This window comes from Methylobacterium sp. AC433, assembly GCF_979253015.1.
Map to the genome: position 1 here is coordinate 49,248 of NZ_CEEDBN010000012.1, position 15,289 is coordinate 64,536.

General features: G+C 71.3%; 11 protein-coding genes. 4 read left to right on the plus strand and 7 right to left on the minus strand.

The window, feature by feature from the left end; translation table 11 throughout:
- Positions 1 to 2: 2 nt before the first annotated feature.
- From AC0IWM_RS16575 to AC0IWM_RS16605, 7 genes are read right to left on the minus strand one after another with little or no spacing between them, the layout of a single operon-like run.
- The gene (locus AC0IWM_RS16575) at positions 3 to 1,286 is read right to left on the minus strand and encodes a hypothetical protein (protein ID WP_471756794.1); all 1,284 of its coding nucleotides are present in this window, start codon (positions 1,284 to 1,286) and stop codon (positions 3 to 5) included.
- The gene (locus AC0IWM_RS16580) at positions 1,283 to 3,058 is read right to left on the minus strand and encodes an alpha/beta fold hydrolase (RefSeq protein ID WP_471756796.1); all 1,776 of its coding nucleotides are present in this window, start codon (positions 3,056 to 3,058) and stop codon (positions 1,283 to 1,285) included. The genes AC0IWM_RS16575 and AC0IWM_RS16580 overlap by 4 nt, the downstream gene beginning before the upstream one ends.
- Positions 3,059 to 3,068: 10 nt before the next feature.
- Positions 3,069 to 5,504 carry a glycoside hydrolase family 2 protein gene (locus AC0IWM_RS16585; RefSeq protein ID WP_471756798.1) on the minus strand — a complete coding sequence of 812 codons (2,436 nt, stop codon included), beginning with the start codon at positions 5,502 to 5,504 and terminating at the stop codon, positions 3,069 to 3,071.
- 9 nt (positions 5,505 to 5,513) lie between these two features.
- The gene (locus AC0IWM_RS16590) at positions 5,514 to 6,488 is read right to left on the minus strand and encodes a DUF1839 family protein (protein ID WP_471756800.1); all 975 of its coding nucleotides are present in this window, start codon (positions 6,486 to 6,488) and stop codon (positions 5,514 to 5,516) included.
- Between the two features lie 4 nt (positions 6,489 to 6,492).
- Positions 6,493 to 7,461: an amino acid--[acyl-carrier-protein] ligase gene (locus tag AC0IWM_RS16595; RefSeq protein WP_471756802.1), complete on the minus strand. Its 969-nt coding sequence runs from the start codon at positions 7,459 to 7,461 to the stop codon at positions 6,493 to 6,495.
- A complete protein-coding gene (locus AC0IWM_RS16600) occupies positions 7,461 to 8,624 on the minus strand; it encodes an acyl-CoA dehydrogenase family protein (protein ID WP_471756804.1) in 1,164 nt (387 codons plus the stop codon). The genes AC0IWM_RS16595 and AC0IWM_RS16600 overlap by 1 nt, the downstream gene beginning before the upstream one ends.
- Positions 8,621 to 8,875, minus strand: a complete 255-nt coding sequence (locus AC0IWM_RS16605; RefSeq protein WP_471756806.1) for an acyl carrier protein — start codon at positions 8,873 to 8,875, stop codon at positions 8,621 to 8,623. Before AC0IWM_RS16605 ends, AC0IWM_RS16600 begins: the two co-directional genes overlap by 4 nt.
- 421 nt (positions 8,876 to 9,296) lie before the next feature.
- On the opposite strand from AC0IWM_RS16605, the gene AC0IWM_RS16610 reads away from it, so the two are divergent.
- The 4 genes from AC0IWM_RS16610 to AC0IWM_RS16625 all read left to right on the plus strand — a co-directional run bounded on the left by AC0IWM_RS16610 (position 9,297) and on the right by AC0IWM_RS16625 (position 15,261).
- Positions 9,297 to 10,385 (plus strand): acyltransferase family protein, encoded by a 1,089-nt coding sequence (locus AC0IWM_RS16610; RefSeq protein ID WP_471756808.1) that lies wholly within the window; start codon positions 9,297 to 9,299, stop codon positions 10,383 to 10,385.
- A gap of 260 nt (positions 10,386 to 10,645) precedes the next feature.
- Entirely contained in the window at positions 10,646 to 11,833 is a 1,188-nt protein-coding gene (locus tag AC0IWM_RS16615; RefSeq protein WP_471756810.1) for a glycosyltransferase, read from the plus strand.
- A gap of 12 nt (positions 11,834 to 11,845) precedes the next feature.
- Complete coding sequence (locus AC0IWM_RS16620) at positions 11,846 to 14,044, plus strand: GumC family protein (RefSeq protein ID WP_471756812.1); 2,199 nt, start codon at positions 11,846 to 11,848, stop codon at positions 14,042 to 14,044.
- 110 nt (positions 14,045 to 14,154) lie between these two features.
- Positions 14,155 to 15,261: a glycosyltransferase gene (locus AC0IWM_RS16625; RefSeq protein ID WP_471756932.1), complete on the plus strand. Its 1,107-nt coding sequence runs from the start codon at positions 14,155 to 14,157 to the stop codon at positions 15,259 to 15,261.
- Positions 15,262 to 15,289: the final 28 nt, after the last annotated feature.

The window sequence follows — 15,289 nt, forward strand, 5'->3', positions numbered from 1 at the left end:
CCCTACCAGACCTCCAGGACGGCGAGCCGGTCGCTGGCCGCCACGGTGGGAATCTGCGTCGGCGGCAGTGGGCTGACGCGGACGCTCCCGTCGTCGCCGAAGCGGTGCAGGCGCAACCTCCGGGGCGGGCTCGAGAGGCGGATCTCCACGGACCGCGGTGCGATGTCCGGCCGGGGCGCCCGGGCGCTGCGGTCCCAGCCGTCGATGCCGAGCCAGATCGGAACCAGCAGGGCGCCGTCCGCGCGCTGGAAGCTCGCCGCCACGAGGTCGGGCACCTCCGCCGGAAGCGCGACGTCGATACGGTCCCGGGCGCTGCCCGCCTCCTCCGCCCTCCCGCCGAACAGGCGCATCAGGCTGCGCACGGCGGCGAAGGACGGGCTCGGCGTGCCATCGTGGGCGAGGAGTCCGAACCGGCTTTCCGGGTCGGTGTCGCCCCGTTCGAAGGACGCGATCAGCTCGTAGAGGTAGGTCCGCCGCACGCCCTGGAGGTAGCTCCACAGCAGCATGCGCGGCAGGTAGCGGGCGCGCATGCCCTCCGAGACCGGCAGGTGCGCGCTCGTGGACGCCAGGGCGGTGTGATAGCCGTTCTCGGTGACGATCGCACGGGCGGTCCCGAAGACCGGCCGCACCGCCGCGAGGAAGCCGCCGAGGCTGCCCGCTCCCCGGGTCTCGGGGTGCTCCGGCCCCGGATAGGCATGGACGTTGGCGAGATCGACCGAGCCGGACAGGTTCTCCGCGGCAGCGATGTTCGCCTGGATGTAGCTCGGGCCGGCGACCTGGACGGAGCGGTGGCGCAGATCGCTCCGCACCGCGCGGAACAGGGCCGCCTGATGCTCGGCGGAGAGGCGGGCGAGGCCGGGTCTCGCGGCCACCGGCGGCTCGTTGCCGCCCTCCGCCACCACGAGCCCATCCTCCGTCCAGTCGGCGATCTCGGCGAAGCGCTCCGGCGACACCCGCGGACCGGGCGTCAGGCCATCATAGAACACCAGGCTGAAGCGGTAGCCCCGGCGGGCGAGCTCCGCGATCCGCGCGAACTGCCCGGCCGGTTCCGTGCCCACGAGGACGATGTCGTCGCGCAGGTGGCGCACGCCGAGGTCGTCGAGCGCGGCGGCGCAGGCGGAAAAGCGCTCGACATAGGGCGAGCCCCCATGGCCGAAATGCACGTTGATGCCGACGGCGTCGATCAGATCCTCACAGCGGTGCACCGGCGAGACTGCGGCCTCGGCCCGCGCGGCGAAGATCCCGGCCGTCAGGGCCAGGGCCGCCCGCCGGGTGAGGCCGCTCACGCGAGGCCCGCGACGGCGGTGGTCCGGGAGCGGGCGTCGGCGGGTGTCCGGGCCTCGGTCCGGGAGGCCCGGGCTTCCTGAACCGCGCGCAGCAGGTCACGCAGGTGGGTTCCGAGCATCGCCTGCGCCGCGGCCGAGCTGAAGTTGTGGTCCACATCCGGCACGATCGCCACCGGCGTGCCGAGGCGCCGGTCGGCTCGGCCGGGCGAGCGCCCGAGATGGCGGCGCAGGGCCGCAAGCCCGGGATCGCCGGCGCTGTAGACGAGGCGGATCTCGGCGCCGCGCCGCCGCAGCCGGGCCACCCGCCGGGCGACGGAGCCGCCGGGAGAGATCGGGTTCATCAGCCGCCGCAGCCGCCGCACGGCCGTCTCGACCCCCCGCCTGGCGAGGGTCCCGCCGATCGCCCGCACGTGGATCTCGCCGCGCAGGAGCCGCCGCCACGTCGCGCCCCGCTTCAGGAGCGACGCGTAGGTGCCGGTGCTGCCGACGGTCTGGCGGATCACGGCGTCGACATCCTCGTTCGGGTCCCAGTCGAAGCAGTAGAGGTTGACGAGAAGTGCGCCGTCGACGCGCGCGTCGCGGCAAAGGGCCTGGAACGCCGCGTAGGCGCCGCTGCAATTGCCCACGAGGACGATGGGGCCTCGGGCCTCGGCGAGGTGATCGAGGGCCCGGCCCACATCCGCGAAGCCGTCGGGAGCGTAGGGGGGCTTGCGTGCATCCGGCCGGCGGCCGCTGTCGCCGATGCCGGCGAGGTCGAAGCGGACGGAGGGAACGCCCTCCACGGCGAGCCTACGGGCGAGGTCCGTGGTCTGGCGGCCCCAGCCGGAATGCACGGTCATGCCGGTGGAGACGAACACCACCGTCGGTGCGCCGGGGTCCTGCCGCCGGGGCAGGCAGCGGATGCCGAACAGGTCCGGCTCGAACCGGGCGGGCGTCTCGGACCAGCCGGCGCCGTCCAGGCGCGCCGGGGAAATGCGGAGCGGAGCGGCGGCACCCGCGATCGTGAGGCCGTCTGTCGCGAAGGCGGTGATGCGTTCGAAATCCGCCTCCGGAACCTCGGCGAAGATCGGGTCGCCGACCAGGAGCGAAAGTCCGGGAAGCGGCCCGGTCTCCACGATGCCGCCGAGGGCGGTCAGCCTGCCCGTCAGCGTCCGCGTTTCGGGCGCGAGGAGCAGGGTCCGCGGCGCCGGTGCGTGTCCGATCGCGCCGGCGTCCAGGGCGCTGAGATCGGCCAGGAAGGCTGAGCCCATGCGGAAGCCGCCGACGGACAGGTCGTGGGCATCCGCCTTCGGGGTCGCGCCCTCCGCGACCCCGCCGACCGTCCGGGCACGCAGCCGCATCTCGCGGAGATAGGCCCGCCCCGTCGCCGCCGGCGCCAGCAGGACCAGACGGTCGACCGCCTCCTCCTGGGCCGCCAGCAGGGCGAGGTTGGCGCCGAGCCGCAGGCCGACGAGGACGATCTCTTCCACGCCGGTCGTCTCGCGCAGGAAGCGCACCGCCCGGCGGACCGCCGCGACGTGGTCGGAGAGCCGTGCCTCGTCGGTATCGCCCGAATTGCCCTCCCCCGGATAGTCGAACCGCAGGGTCGGACAGCCGGCCGCGGCGATCCGTTCCGCCAGGGCGCGCCAAGGGCGGTGGGCGGCCATCTGCTCGAAGCCACAGGCGCCGCACAGGACCACGCCACGCCGGCCCGCGGCCGGGTGGATCCAGCTGAACAGATCGTCGAAGGTCACGGGCACGGCGGCCTGGGGCGCCGTATCCGGGGCGGTCATGGAACGGACGTCAGGCATCATGACCGAATCTCACGATCTCTCGGGTGTTGAGTGCCCCGACCACGCCTTGCGGAAGCTGGAGATGACCGGGGAAGCTGACGAGCCTCTCCGTGCCCGGCGCCAGGTGGAAGCCGCTGTCGCAAGGCCGCGCCTCCGGGCTCCGCACGCTCACTCCGAGGGCGAGGTGGTCGGTGGCGATGCGCAGGGTCGGCACGGGCGCGTCGGCCACGGGCGTGACGTGCAGGCCGATCGCGTCCGGGGTGACCGGCCGGAGGCCGGGAAAGTGGAAGCTCTCGGCGATGACCGTCCCCTGCGCGTCCGTGAGGCGGGCATGCGCGACGTCGTGGATGCGTGGGCCGAAGCGGTAGCTGTCGGTGGCATCGAAGAAGCGGCCGAGCATCTCGGCGGAGGACAGGGTTAGGGACGCCCGCGGACCGATTGTCAGGTCGCGCTCGGCCCGTGCCGCGACCTTGCCGGTGCGGTCCGCGAAGGTCAGTCCCAAGCGGAGATCCAGCCCCGCGGCGGTCTCGTTGTGGACGTGGAGGTGCAGCCCGCCCAGGCCCTCGTCCGACAGGGTCACCTGCACCGGGCGGAAGGCGCGCTTCAGGGCGTACCAGCCGGATTTCGGGGCCTGGGTCGAGTCGATCACCCCCCAGCCGGTGCCCGGCCCGAGGTCGCGCAGGAACCAGACGAGCCCGCCGGCCGTGGGCGAGCGCGCCCTTCGCCACTCGGCGAAGGTGGCTTCCATCACCTCGGCGACGGCGGCGCGGCCGAGTTCGAGGTAGCGCTCCGGATCGTCGATGCGCAGGGCTGCGGGATCGACGCCGTAGAGCAGGCCGACATAGTGGTCGCGCACCTGCTCGAAATCCCAGTCTGCGCCCCGGTCGCGAGGAATACCCCGGTCCCAGAGCGGGTCGGCCGGGCTCGTCCGTCCGAGGGTCGCGGGCTCCGGCAGATTGGCGAAGGCCAGGCATTCGCTGGCGAAGCCCACCTCGGCGCGGCGCGCATCCTCCAGGGGGCGGCGATAGGCGCCGACGCCGTAATAGTGGGTGCAGCCCGCGCTCGGAGAGAACGGCAGGTCGCCGCCCGACGGCGAGTTCGGCACGACCACGAGGTCGGGCCGGGTCTCGCCGACGAGCCCCGGCAGGGTCTCGGCACAGAACGGGTCGGCCCAGACGCTGCGCGGCGCTCCGAGCATGGCGGCCTGCTGCCAGACTTCGCTGCCGCCGCAGATCACGGCGAGGGAGGGGGCGAGCTGCGCCTGCTGGAGGACGCCCGTCACCTCGCGGGCGAGCGTGGCGGCGAAGCCGGCCGCATCGTGCGGATAATCGAAATTCGCCAGCATCAGGTCCTGCCAGACCAGGATGCCGGCGGCGTCGCAGAGGTCGTAGAAATCGGGCGCCGGGTAGAGCGTGGTGCCCGAGACGCGCAGCATGTTCATGCCGGCCTCGCGAGCAAGGCCGACGAGGGCGGCGCAATCCTCGGCTCCGAGGCCGACGAGGTCCGAGGGTGTCCAGTTGGCACCGCGGCAGAAGATCGGCACGCCGTTGACGGCCAGGGCCAGGCCCTCCTCGAAGGGCCGCGCCAGCGACAGGGTGCGAAAGCCCGTCCGGCCGAGATCGACCGTCACGCCGTCGACCTCGACGCTCACCGGGTGCAGATGGGGCGTGCCGTGGGTGTGCGGCCACCAGGGCGCGACGCCGGGCAGCGCGAGCGTGCCGATGAAGAGGCCGGTCTCGGATTCCGCGAGGGCCACGGCGCGGCCGTCGCAGCGGAGGGTGACGGAGGTGGGCTGGCCGGAGATCCGCAGGCGCGCAAGGAGGCGGCCGGTCTCGCCATCGTACGTGGCCCGCAGGTCTGCCTCCGTCACGCCGGGGCGCAGGGGCTCCACGGTCACCGGGCGGTAGGGACCCACGAGCTCGATCTCCGGGCACCAGCCCGGCATGAAGCCGAGGAGGCTCGTGCGGACGTGCCGCAGGGAGCCCGGCGTGATCATCCGGGGGCGCCAGCGCCCGCGTTTGCCCGGGCGATCGAGTTCCGCCTGGAGCGACCGGAAGCAGAGGACGATCTCGGCGCCCGGCCGGAAATCGACCTCGAAGGCGTGCGCCTCGAACATCGAGCGGGAGACCAGCACGGGCACGCCATCGAGCCAGATCTCGGCGAGGGTCGCGAGGCCTTCGAAGCGCAGGCGCAGGGAGCCGCCCTGGGTCAGCCGGGTTCGGTACCACACGTCCCGGTCTTGGATCGGCGTCGGCGCCGCCTCGGACCAGCGGCCCGCGTCGCGCAGGGCGGCGGCTACGGTGCCCGGCACCGGTGCCGGGATCCAGTCAACGGCCTCCGACAGGTCGCCCGGCCCGGCCCAGGCGCCCGGCGGCGTGAGGGCAAGCCGCCAAGGGCCGTCCACGGCCTGCGGAGCCACACCGTCGATGGACCGGATCCGGGCCATGTTCCGCCCCTATCGGCCGAGGGCGCGGTCGAGGACCGCGAACACGTCCGCGTAGGTGGCCGCGAGCCGGTCCAGGCGCGGCGCGAGTCCCTCGGCGCTGCGGCGATGGAAGGCCCGGGCGAGCTGGAACTGGAAGGCCTTGGCCTCGACGGCGAGCCGAACGGCCGTGTCCGAAGCGGGGGCGAAGGGTCCGGCGCCCGCCGCGTCGAGCCAGGCGAGATGGCTCGCGAGCATCTCGAAATTCGCGCCGAGCTGGCGGGTGGTGTTGAAGGCATAGGCGTGGAAGACGCCGAGGGGCCGCTGCACCAGGGCCGGTGCGGTCCGCGCGAGGGTGTCGCGGAAAGCCAGCACCGGATTGTGCCCTGGCGCCCGGGCGCGGTGGCGCCGCAGCAGCTCGAGCGCGGCGCCCGGCAGCTCGGCCGCGTTCATGGGCGGTGCGACCGCCTTCACGAACTCCGCATAGGGCGGCAGCACGGCCGGCCCGAAGATGCCGCGATAATCGCCGCCGGAGAGGCGGAAGCGTCCGGCATTGTGCAGGTAGTCGAGCTCCTCCGTCTCCGGGTCGAGGGCCAGGATGCCGATCGTGGTCTTGGCGTGCTCCCGGCCGTAGGTGGTGCCGTGGGTGTCGGGCAGATGGATCGCGTCGACCTCCACCAGCACCGGCCGGCCCTGAGGCACCTGGACCAGGGCCTGCGCTTCGAGGCTGTCGTAGACCGCGAGCTCCAGCACCTCGAGCCCGTAGAGCCGCTCGATATCGGCCGCCGGCGGCTTGAAGAAGGTGAACTGGTCGCCCTCGAAATCCTGCCTCAGGGTGAAGCCCAGCATCGCCTCGGGCACGAGGCCGCGCCCGTGCAGGAGCTCGATCCAGAGGTCGACGTAGCAGTTCGTCTCCGGCCAGTTGCGGTCGGCCGCGTGGAGCGGGTGCGGCACGTAGGACGTCGCGGGGCCGAGGCCCGGTGCCGGCCGGAGAAGTGGGGTGGTCACCGGCTCAGCCCCACAGGGTGGTGCGAACGGCGTCCGGCCAGGCGGCGAGGTCCAGGCCGTGATGGCGCAGCAGCGCCAGGGTGATCCGCTCCAGGCCGAAGCCGACGCAGGCGGTGTGGGCGACGCTGCCGTCGGCCTGGCGCAGGTCCCAGGTGGTTCCGAAGTGATCCTGATGGTAATTGAAGCTGAGGCAGGCGGTGGGCTTCTCGATGCTGTTCACCGGCACGTTCAGCTCGAACTTCAGGTTCTGCTGGCGCTGGTTGTTGGCGAGCATCCGTCCGGCCCGGCCGAAGAACGGGTCGTTCGCCACGTCGATGGCCAGCGGAAGGTCGAGGCTGCGGATCATCTCGGTGCCGCGGGAGAGCCAGGATTCGCGGAAGGCGAGCACCTGCTCGGGGCTGCCCATGCGGACGTATTCGCGCATCCGGAAGAGCTGCATCCGGGTCGGCTCCAGGCTGGGCTCGCGCCGGAAGCAGTAGGATTGCAGGTCGAACAGGCCGCCCCCTTCGGGCAGCCGGCCGCGCGCGGCGGCGGCCGGATACAGCGGGTAGCAGGCCGCGGGCGTGAGCACGATGTCCGTCGCCTGCTGGTGACCGGTCCAGTCGCTCCGGGCCTCGACGCAGGCGAGGAGCTCGGCATGCTCCGCCTCGTTGCCACAGAAGCTGTGCACCGTGCCGGCGAGGTTCGGGAAGCCCTTGAGGTAGCCACTGCGCTCGAAGGCCGGCCGGCTCATGCCGGGAGGGAAGCGCATCACCTCGGCCCCGTCGGCCGCGCCGAGGCGGCTGATCAGGCGCTCGAGGGCGTCGACGACGCTCTCGAAGGCGCCGCTGCGGCCGTAGAGACCGTCGACGCCGGTGCGCACCAGGAGGCCCTGGTCGAACAGACGGTCGAGGAAGCTCGGGACGGTGTCCGCGGCCTCGTCGAAGATCTCGGTGGCGCGGGCATCCGCCGGGGTGGAGAAGGTCGAGTCCATCACGCGCTCATGAGCTGGCCGCCGCCCTTCTGCACGAGCAGAAGCTTGGCGGTGTTGGCGAGGATGCGGTCGTTTCCGATCATCAGCGGCGCCGAGAGGACGTCGCGCAACGGGCGGCCGAGGCTGAAGGGCGTGCCGTTCTTGTAGCCGGCGAGGCCGACGATCGAGAGGGCGCGCTGCACGATGTCGACGGCCATCTCGGAGGTTGTCGTCTTCAGGTTGTTGAGCATGACCGAGAAGCCGATCGACCCGATGGTGTCGGCGTCCCCGTGCGCGTCCTCGTAGCGGCGGAGCGCCGAGACGATGGCGGCCCGCATCGCCTGGAGCGCGTTGGAGACCTCCGCGAGGCGCAGGGCGGTGGGCGGCACGTGTCCCGGTTGGCGCCGGGCCTCGGCCTGCACGAAGGTGCGGGCGCGGTCGACGGCGGAATTGGCGATGCCGTACCAGACGCTGCTCCACAGGAGATGCGAGGAGGCCAGCATCGACTGGGCCGCGATCTCCGCGAAGGGCTTGGGCAGGATCTGCTCGACGGGAATATCCCGAGCCTCCAGGCGGAAGCCGTCGCTGCAGGTGCCGCGCATGCCCAGCGTGTCCCACACGGTCTTGCGCTCCAGGGAGATCTGATCGGCGAACAGGGCCACCAGCACCTGGTCGGAGCCCACGGCCTCCGGGTGGCGCCGTGCTGTGGCGAGGATCAGGTCGGCCTGGGTCCCGTAGGAGATCACGGAGGCGTCCTTGCCCAGGGCGAAGACATTCCCGGTGGTCTCGACGGCACAGAAGCTGGTGCGCAGGTCGCCGCCGATCCCGGCCTCCGTGGTCGAGGAGGCGACGAGGAGCTGTTCCTGGGCGATCCGCTCCATCAGGTGGCAGTGCCAGGTGCTGTCGAGGCCGTGCGCCACCAGGCTCGCGACCTTGATGTGGTGCATGGCGAAGACCATCGCGGCGCTGCTGCAGGCTTGCCCGAGGGTGCTGCACACGTCCGCGATCTCGCGCAGCCCTGCGCCCTCGCCACCGAACTGGCTCGGGATCTGAAGGCCCAGCAGGCGCTCCGCCTTGAGGGCCGTGACCGCTTCCAGTGGGAAGCGGCCCTCGCGGTCGACGACGTCGGCATGGAGCGCCGCGACCGCCGCCGCACGCTGAGCGCGCTGGGCCAGGGTGCTCATGCGGCCTGCGGACGGATGACGGCGGCGACGGTCTCGCGGATCGCACCGATCGTGGCGAAGGACTTGCGGCTCAGGAACTCGTCTGGGAACTCGATGCCGAACCGCTCCTCGAGCGCGAGCATGAGCTGGACCGATCCGAACGAGTCGAGGCCGCGATCGAACAGGCTCTCGTTGTCCGAGATTTGATCGGCGATCGGCGCCAGCGCCTCGTTCGAGGCGAGGATCTCACGAATATCTTGGGAAGTGACCAAGGTGCGGCTCCTTTCTAGGGTCAGGCGATGTATTGTCTGGTTCTCGAAATTGTCAAACAACAACGTTGGCGATGGTAAATTCTGATCTGTCTTGTACGATCTGCGGAATATCGTTGTCGGATCAGTCGTGGTCGATCGGGTGGACCCGTCGTTCCTGTGATGATCGCGGTGTGCAGCTTTACAGGCGCTTTCCGTAAAGGCCAGAAACTGCGAAATTCACTACGATCCAGTCGGGCGGCCGCGAGACATTTCATCGTGATGAACAAAGTCTGACGAGAATTGTAGAAAAGCCGGATGATTCAGGATAATGCCTGGAATAGCGTGACTTTAGGGTCGGCGGTGCGTTCAGGTCCTGCGATCGGGCGTTGAACGGACGCCCTCCCAGTCGGGCGGGCGGCGACATGCGATCCTTCGGCGAGAGATGATCTACAATCTGCAGATCCTGCGCGCCTTGGCGGCCTATGCGGTCTTCCTGACGCATTTCGGCCTCTACGCCGGCCCCATCCTGCCGCGGCCCGACGCCCTCGCGTTCGGCGCGGCGGGCGTGGACGCCTTCTTCGTCCTGTCCGGCTTCATCATGTTCGTGAGCACGGCGGGGCGGGACGAGACCCCCGGCTCCTTCCTGGTGCGCCGAGCGATCCGGGTCGTGCCGCTGTACTGGCTCGTGACCCTCGCGCTGGCGCTGGTGGCGCTCGCCGGCCTGAAGCCGATCGGCATCGTCGAACTGCGGCCCGACTACGTGGTGCAGTCGCTGCTGTTCCTGCCGTTCTCGCGCGGCGGCTACGTCGAACCCCTGAATTCCGTCGGCTGGACGCTCAATTACGAGATGTTCTTCTACGCCGTCTTCGCTGCGCTCCTGCTGCTGGCGGGCCTGCGGGCGCGGATGACCGGTCTCGCCCTGGCCTTCGCCGCCCTGGTTCTCCTCGGCCTCGCACCGGTGCCGGGACTGTACTGGGCCTATTACACCAAGCCGATCGTGCTCGAATTCGTCGCCGGTGCAGGCCTCGGCTACGCCTATCACCGCCTCGGCGCGCCGCCGCCCGGCTTCCCGGTTCGGCGCACCGCCGGGGTGGCCCTCGCGGCCGCGGCGTCGATCGTCCTCGGTGGCCAGGCCGCGGCGATCGCCCTCGGCGCCGACCTGGAGATGACGGGGTTCCTGCGCCCCCTGGTCTGGGGGAACGCCGCTTTCCTGGCGGTCGGCGCGCTGGTGCTGCTGGAGCGGGGCGGCGTCGTCCTGCGGTGGCGCTGGCTCCTCTCCCAAGGGAATGCCAGCTATGCATTCTATCTTATCCACAATCTGATGTTGCATGTCGGCGCCAAGGTGGCGGCCGTCCTAGTGGCGCCCGGCCCGTTCCAGGTCGCCTTGGTCTTCGTCCTGGCGCTGTCGGCGTCGATCGCTCTCGGCGAGTGGCTGCACCGCGTCGTCGAAGTGCCCCTCGGCGCAGCACTGCGGCGCTGGTGCGACCGGGGAACCCGCTCCGCGCCGCTGCCTGAAGCCGTCGCACCGTGAACGACTCGCACCGTCCCGGACCTCCGGGATGGTTTTTTAGTCCTGATCGTTAATGAGGCCCTACAGTCTGTCAAACAATTTTCGACAAAGCGGACGCTAGACCATTATCTCTAAGTACTAGTCTCTCGAGATACTGCTTTTACCCCCGGGTTTATCGTAGTATTTTGCCTTTCGGGAGTAGCGCTCCGGCCGGTCGGCGTTCGGACCGACAGTCAGCGGAAATTCACCTCGTGTCCGGCGTGCCGGCAAGGATGGTTCGGATGCGTGTCGCGATCGTTCACGACTGGCTGTATGTGGTCGGAGGCGCCGAGCAGGTGCTGCGTCAGCTGCTCAAGATCTATCCTCAGGCACACGTCTATACGCTGTTCGACTTCCTACCCGAAGCTTCGCGGGCGCATCTCGGCTACGACCATGCGCGAACGAGCTTCATCCAGCACCTGCCCTTCGCGCGCACGCGGCACCGGCACTACCTGCCGCTGATGCCCCTCGCGATCGAGCAGTTCGACCTGTCGACCTACGATCTGGTCATTTCCAGCAGTTACGCTGTCGCCAAGGGCGTGCTCACCGGGCCCGACCAGCTTCACGTATCCTACGTCCACTCGCCGATGCGCTACGCCTGGGACCTCCAGCACACCTATCTGCGCGAGAGCAACTGCGAGAAGGGCGTCAAGGGCCTCCTCGCGCGCCTCGTCCTGCACCGCATGCGCCTGTGGGACTACCGCACGGCGGCCGGGCCGAACGCGATCATCGCGAATTCCGGCTTCGTGGCCCGGCGCATCCACAAGGTGTACGGGCGCAGCGCCGAGGTGATCCCGCCGCCCGTCACCCTGTCGAGCCAGCGCTACGACGGGCCTCGGGCCAACCACTTCCTCGTGGCGAGCCGCCTCGTTCCCTACAAGAACGTCGAGGCGGTGGTGCGCGCCTTCGCGCAGCTGCCCGGGCTCAACCTCGTGGTCGCGGGCACCGGTCCGGAGGCCGATCGGCTGAAGGCGATCGCGACCGCGAACGTCTCCTTCTCGGGCTTCGTGTCCGACGAGGAACTGCGCCGTCTCATGGCCACCGCCCGCGCCTTCGTCTTCGCGGCCGAGGAGGATTTCGGAATCATCGTGGTGGAGGCCCAGTCGGAGGGGACGCCGGTCCTCGCCCTCGGCCGCGGCGGTGCCCGCGAGACCGTCCAGGTCCGCGGACCGAACCGCACGGGCCTGTTCTTCGACACCCCCGAGCCCGACGCCATCGCGTCCTGCGTCTGCGACTTCATCCGGCAGGAAGAGAGTTTCACCCGCGAGGCCTGCTGGAATCAGGCGGAGCCGTTCTCCGCCGACCTGTTCCGCATCCGGTTCTCGCGATTCGTCGACGAGCAGCTCTCGATGCACCGCGCCGCTTGCGAGCCGCGCCCGCGCCCCTTCTCCCGGCTCGAGCCCGTTCCGCGCTTCGAAGCCGTGTCCTGACGAGCGGCGCGCATGTCCCTCCTCACCCTCGACATGCCCGAAAGGGTTCCGGCCGCCGGGCGCGCGCCCGAGCTGGACCGTGAGCGCGGCGGCGCATTGATGGCGCCGCTCCTGAAGATCTGGCGCCGGCGCATCCTGTTCGCGAGCGTCTTCGTCGCCGTCCTCGGGCTCGCGGTGGCCTTCCTGATCCGCACGCCCGCCCAGTACGTTGCCAGTGGCTCCGTCATCGTGGCCGAGCCCGAGCCCGGCGCGAACAACGCCTCCATGGCCTGGATCCAGAAGCTCGGCGACCCTGCCGATCTCGAGAGCCAGATCCTGGTGATCCGGTCTCCCCGCCTCATGCGCCTGGCTGCCGAGAGCGGCCTCGCCGAGGCGGTGATGGCCGAGTGCCGTGATGCCATGACCCGCGGACGGCCCGACCGTATCACCGAGAAGAAGAACGCCGTCTGCGCCAAGCTCGGCAGCGATCGCGACGCCCTCGTGGAGTATCTCCAGAAGCGCTACATGGTCGGCAGCGCCGGCCGCTCGCGCGTCATCGCCATCGGCTACAAGTCGCCGCTGCCGGAGGTGGCGCAGACGATGGCCAACGCCCTGATCAACGCCTTCCTGGAGGACCAGCGCAACGCGCAGGCCTCGAGCCGCAAGGCCGCCACGGACTGGCTGTTCACCGAGATCAAGCAGCTCGATGCCTCGATCCGCGATGACGAGGCGCGCATCCAGGCCTTCCGCCGCCGCAAGGGCCTCGTGAAGGGCGCGACCGGGCCGATCAGCGCCGAGCGTCTCACCGGCATCAGCCAGCAACTCGCGGCCGCCGAGGGCGCCAAGGCGGATGCGGCCGCGCGCCTCAAGGAGATCGAGGCCGACCGGCGCCGCGGGTCCGACAGCGCCCCGGCCGCGCTCGCCAGCCGCGCGGTGGGCGACCTCAAGCAGCAGATCAGCGGCGTCAGCGCCCAGCTCGCCAACCAGAGCACCCTGCTCGGTCCTAACCACCCCACCGTGCGCGCCCTCCAGACCGAGCAAGCCAGCCTGCGCGCCCGGATCGACCGGGAACTCGCCAACGTCGCCGACGGCCTGCGCAAGACCTACGAGGCCTCCAGCACTCTGGCCCGGTCCCTGCGGGCCCAGATGGAGAGCGCCAAGTCCGAGGCCGCGGCCGCCATGGACGACGAGGCTTCGATCGAGGGCATGGTCCGCAACGCCGAGATCAAGCGCGCCCGCTACGCCGACCTCGTGAAGCGGGCGAGCGAACTCGAGACCGAGCGGCGCATCCTCACCGGCAGCACCCGCCTCGTCAGTCTGGCCGAGGTGCCGCAGGAGGCGTTCTCGCCCAAGCCCGTTCCGTTCCTCGCCGGCGCCTTCGTGCTGGCGACCGTGCTGGCCGCCGGCGCCGCCCTCCTGCGCGACCTCGCGGACCGTCGGGTCCGCACCCCCGCCCAGCTCGTGGCCGGCACCGGCGCCCCGGTCTTCGCCCAGCTGCCCTGCCTCACGGCCGGCGGCCTGATGGGTCGCCTGTCCGACCGGCGCCGCGAACTTCCCCTGGCCGAGGCCCTGCAGCGGGCACAGGCCGACCCGGGCATGCGCAACGTTCTGCGCACCCTGCACGCCCACCTGTTCCTGGCGGGCGGCGACGGCTCACGCACGGTCCTGGTGACTTCGGGCAAGCCCCGCGAAGGCAAGTCCTTCACGACCTTCGCCATCGCCGGCCTCAGCGCCGCGAGCGGCCGCCGGGTCCTGGTGATCGAGTGCGATCTGCGCCGGCCGAACTTTGAGGCCTCCCTCGGCCTCGGCCGCAGCGCGGGCCTCGCCGGCATCCTGCGCGGGGAAATCGATGCACCCGAGGCCATCATCACGAAAGACGGCTTCGACGTCATCCCGGCCGGCATGCCGACGCCGGACTCGACCGAGCTCCTGATGAGCCAGCGCATGGCGCACCTCCTGCGTTGGAGCCGACGCTACGACCTCGTGCTCCTCGACAGCCCGCCGACCAGCCTGCTGATGGATGCCTGCATGCTCGCCCGCCACGTCGACGGCGTGCTCTGCTGCACCCGCTACGGCCGCTCGCAGCTCTCCGACACCATCGAGACCGTCTCGAGCCTGCGCAGGGCCGGCGGCGCCGTGCTCGGCATCGCCATGACGATGGTGAAGCCGGGCGGCCAGCCGACCTACGACGCGATGCCCCGGTCCCTGCCGAACCGCGTGGAAGCCGCCTGATGGCCGGAACGCTCGCCACTGCCGCCGACCTCGACCCGGCGTGCGCCACGGTTCCGGTCGAGACGCGCGGCACCCGCCCGCGGGTGCTGTTCGTCAGCCACACCGGCACGATGTCGGGGGCCGAACTCGTCCTGCGCGACGTCGTGCGGGCTTGGCCAGGGTCCGCGGCCTTCCTGTTCGAGCGCGGCCCCCTCGCCGAGGCCCTGCGGGAGGCCGGCCTGAGCGTCGAGCTCGCCGCGCCGGGCGCCGACCTCTCGGGCCTGCGCCGCGACGTCTCCCCCTTGCGTGCCCTTCCGGTGCTCGGGCGTCTCGCCCGGCTCGGGCTCGACCTCGCCCGGGCGGCGCGGACCTGCGACGTCGTCTACGCCAACTCGCAGAAGGCCTTCCTGCTCGCGGCGCTGCCCGCCCGCCTCGTCGGCCGTCCCCTCATCTGGCACCTGCACGACATCCTCGACGGCGCCCATTTCGGCCGGGCGCAGCGGATCGTCCAGGCACGGCTCGCGAATGCCTGCGCGGCGCAGGTGATCGTCCCCTCGCAGGCCGCCGCCGGGGCCTTTGTGCAGGCCGGCGGGCGCCGGGACCGCGTGACGGTGGTGCCGAACGGCCTCGACCTGACCCTCGACCCACGCCCCGCGGCGGCATTGCGGGCGGAGCTCGGCCTGCCCGGCGGGCCCCTCGTCGGCGTGTTCAGCCGTCTCGCGCCCTGGAAGGGGCAGGACGTCGTGATCGAGGCGCTGGCGCAGGTGCCGGGCTTGCGCTGCGTGGTGGTGGGCTCGGCCCTGTTCGGCGAGGATGCCTACGCGGCGGGGCTGCGCGACCTCGCGGCGGCCCGGGATGTCGCCGACCGGGTGCTGTTCCTCGGCCAACGCAGCGACGTGCCCCGCCTGATGCAGGCCGTCGACGCCGTGATCCATCCCTCCGTCGACCCCGAGCCGTTCGGCCGGACCCTCGTGGAGGCGATGCTGGCGGGCGTGCCGGTGGTCGCCACCGATGCCGGCGCCTCCAGCGAGATCCTCGACGGCGGCGCCTTCGGCACCCTTGTGCCGCCGCGCCGGCCCGACCGCATCGCCGCCGCCCTCGCCGAGCTCCTGGCGCGCCCGGAGGCCTTCGCCGGACGCACCCGCCTCGCCCGCGAGCGCGCCCTCGCCCGCTACGGGGCCGCCCGGATGCAGGACGATCTCGCCGCTCTGGTCCGCCAGGTCGCAGCCCGCGCGTGACGCAGACGGGCACCCCTCTCCTCCGGAG

Coding starts and splice junctions, on each gene's coding strand:
- AC0IWM_RS16580 (WP_471756796.1), bottom strand. CDS start 3,058: ATGACCGCCCCGGATACGGCGCCCCAGGCCGCCGTGCCCGTGACCTTC.
- AC0IWM_RS16585 (WP_471756798.1), bottom strand. CDS start 5,504: ATGGCCCGGATCCGGTCCATCGACGGTGTGGCTCCGCAGGCCGTGGAC.
- AC0IWM_RS16595 (WP_471756802.1), bottom strand. CDS start 7,461: ATGGACTCGACCTTCTCCACCCCGGCGGATGCCCGCGCCACCGAGATC.
- AC0IWM_RS16600 (WP_471756804.1), bottom strand. CDS start 8,624: ATGAGCACCCTGGCCCAGCGCGCTCAGCGTGCGGCGGCGGTCGCGGCG.
- AC0IWM_RS16610 (WP_471756808.1), top strand. CDS start 9,297: ATGATCTACAATCTGCAGATCCTGCGCGCCTTGGCGGCCTATGCGGTC.
- AC0IWM_RS16615 (WP_471756810.1), top strand. CDS start 10,646: ATGCGTGTCGCGATCGTTCACGACTGGCTGTATGTGGTCGGAGGCGCC.
- AC0IWM_RS16620 (WP_471756812.1), top strand. CDS start 11,846: ATGTCCCTCCTCACCCTCGACATGCCCGAAAGGGTTCCGGCCGCCGGG.
- AC0IWM_RS16625 (WP_471756932.1), top strand. CDS start 14,155: ATGTCGGGGGCCGAACTCGTCCTGCGCGACGTCGTGCGGGCTTGGCCA.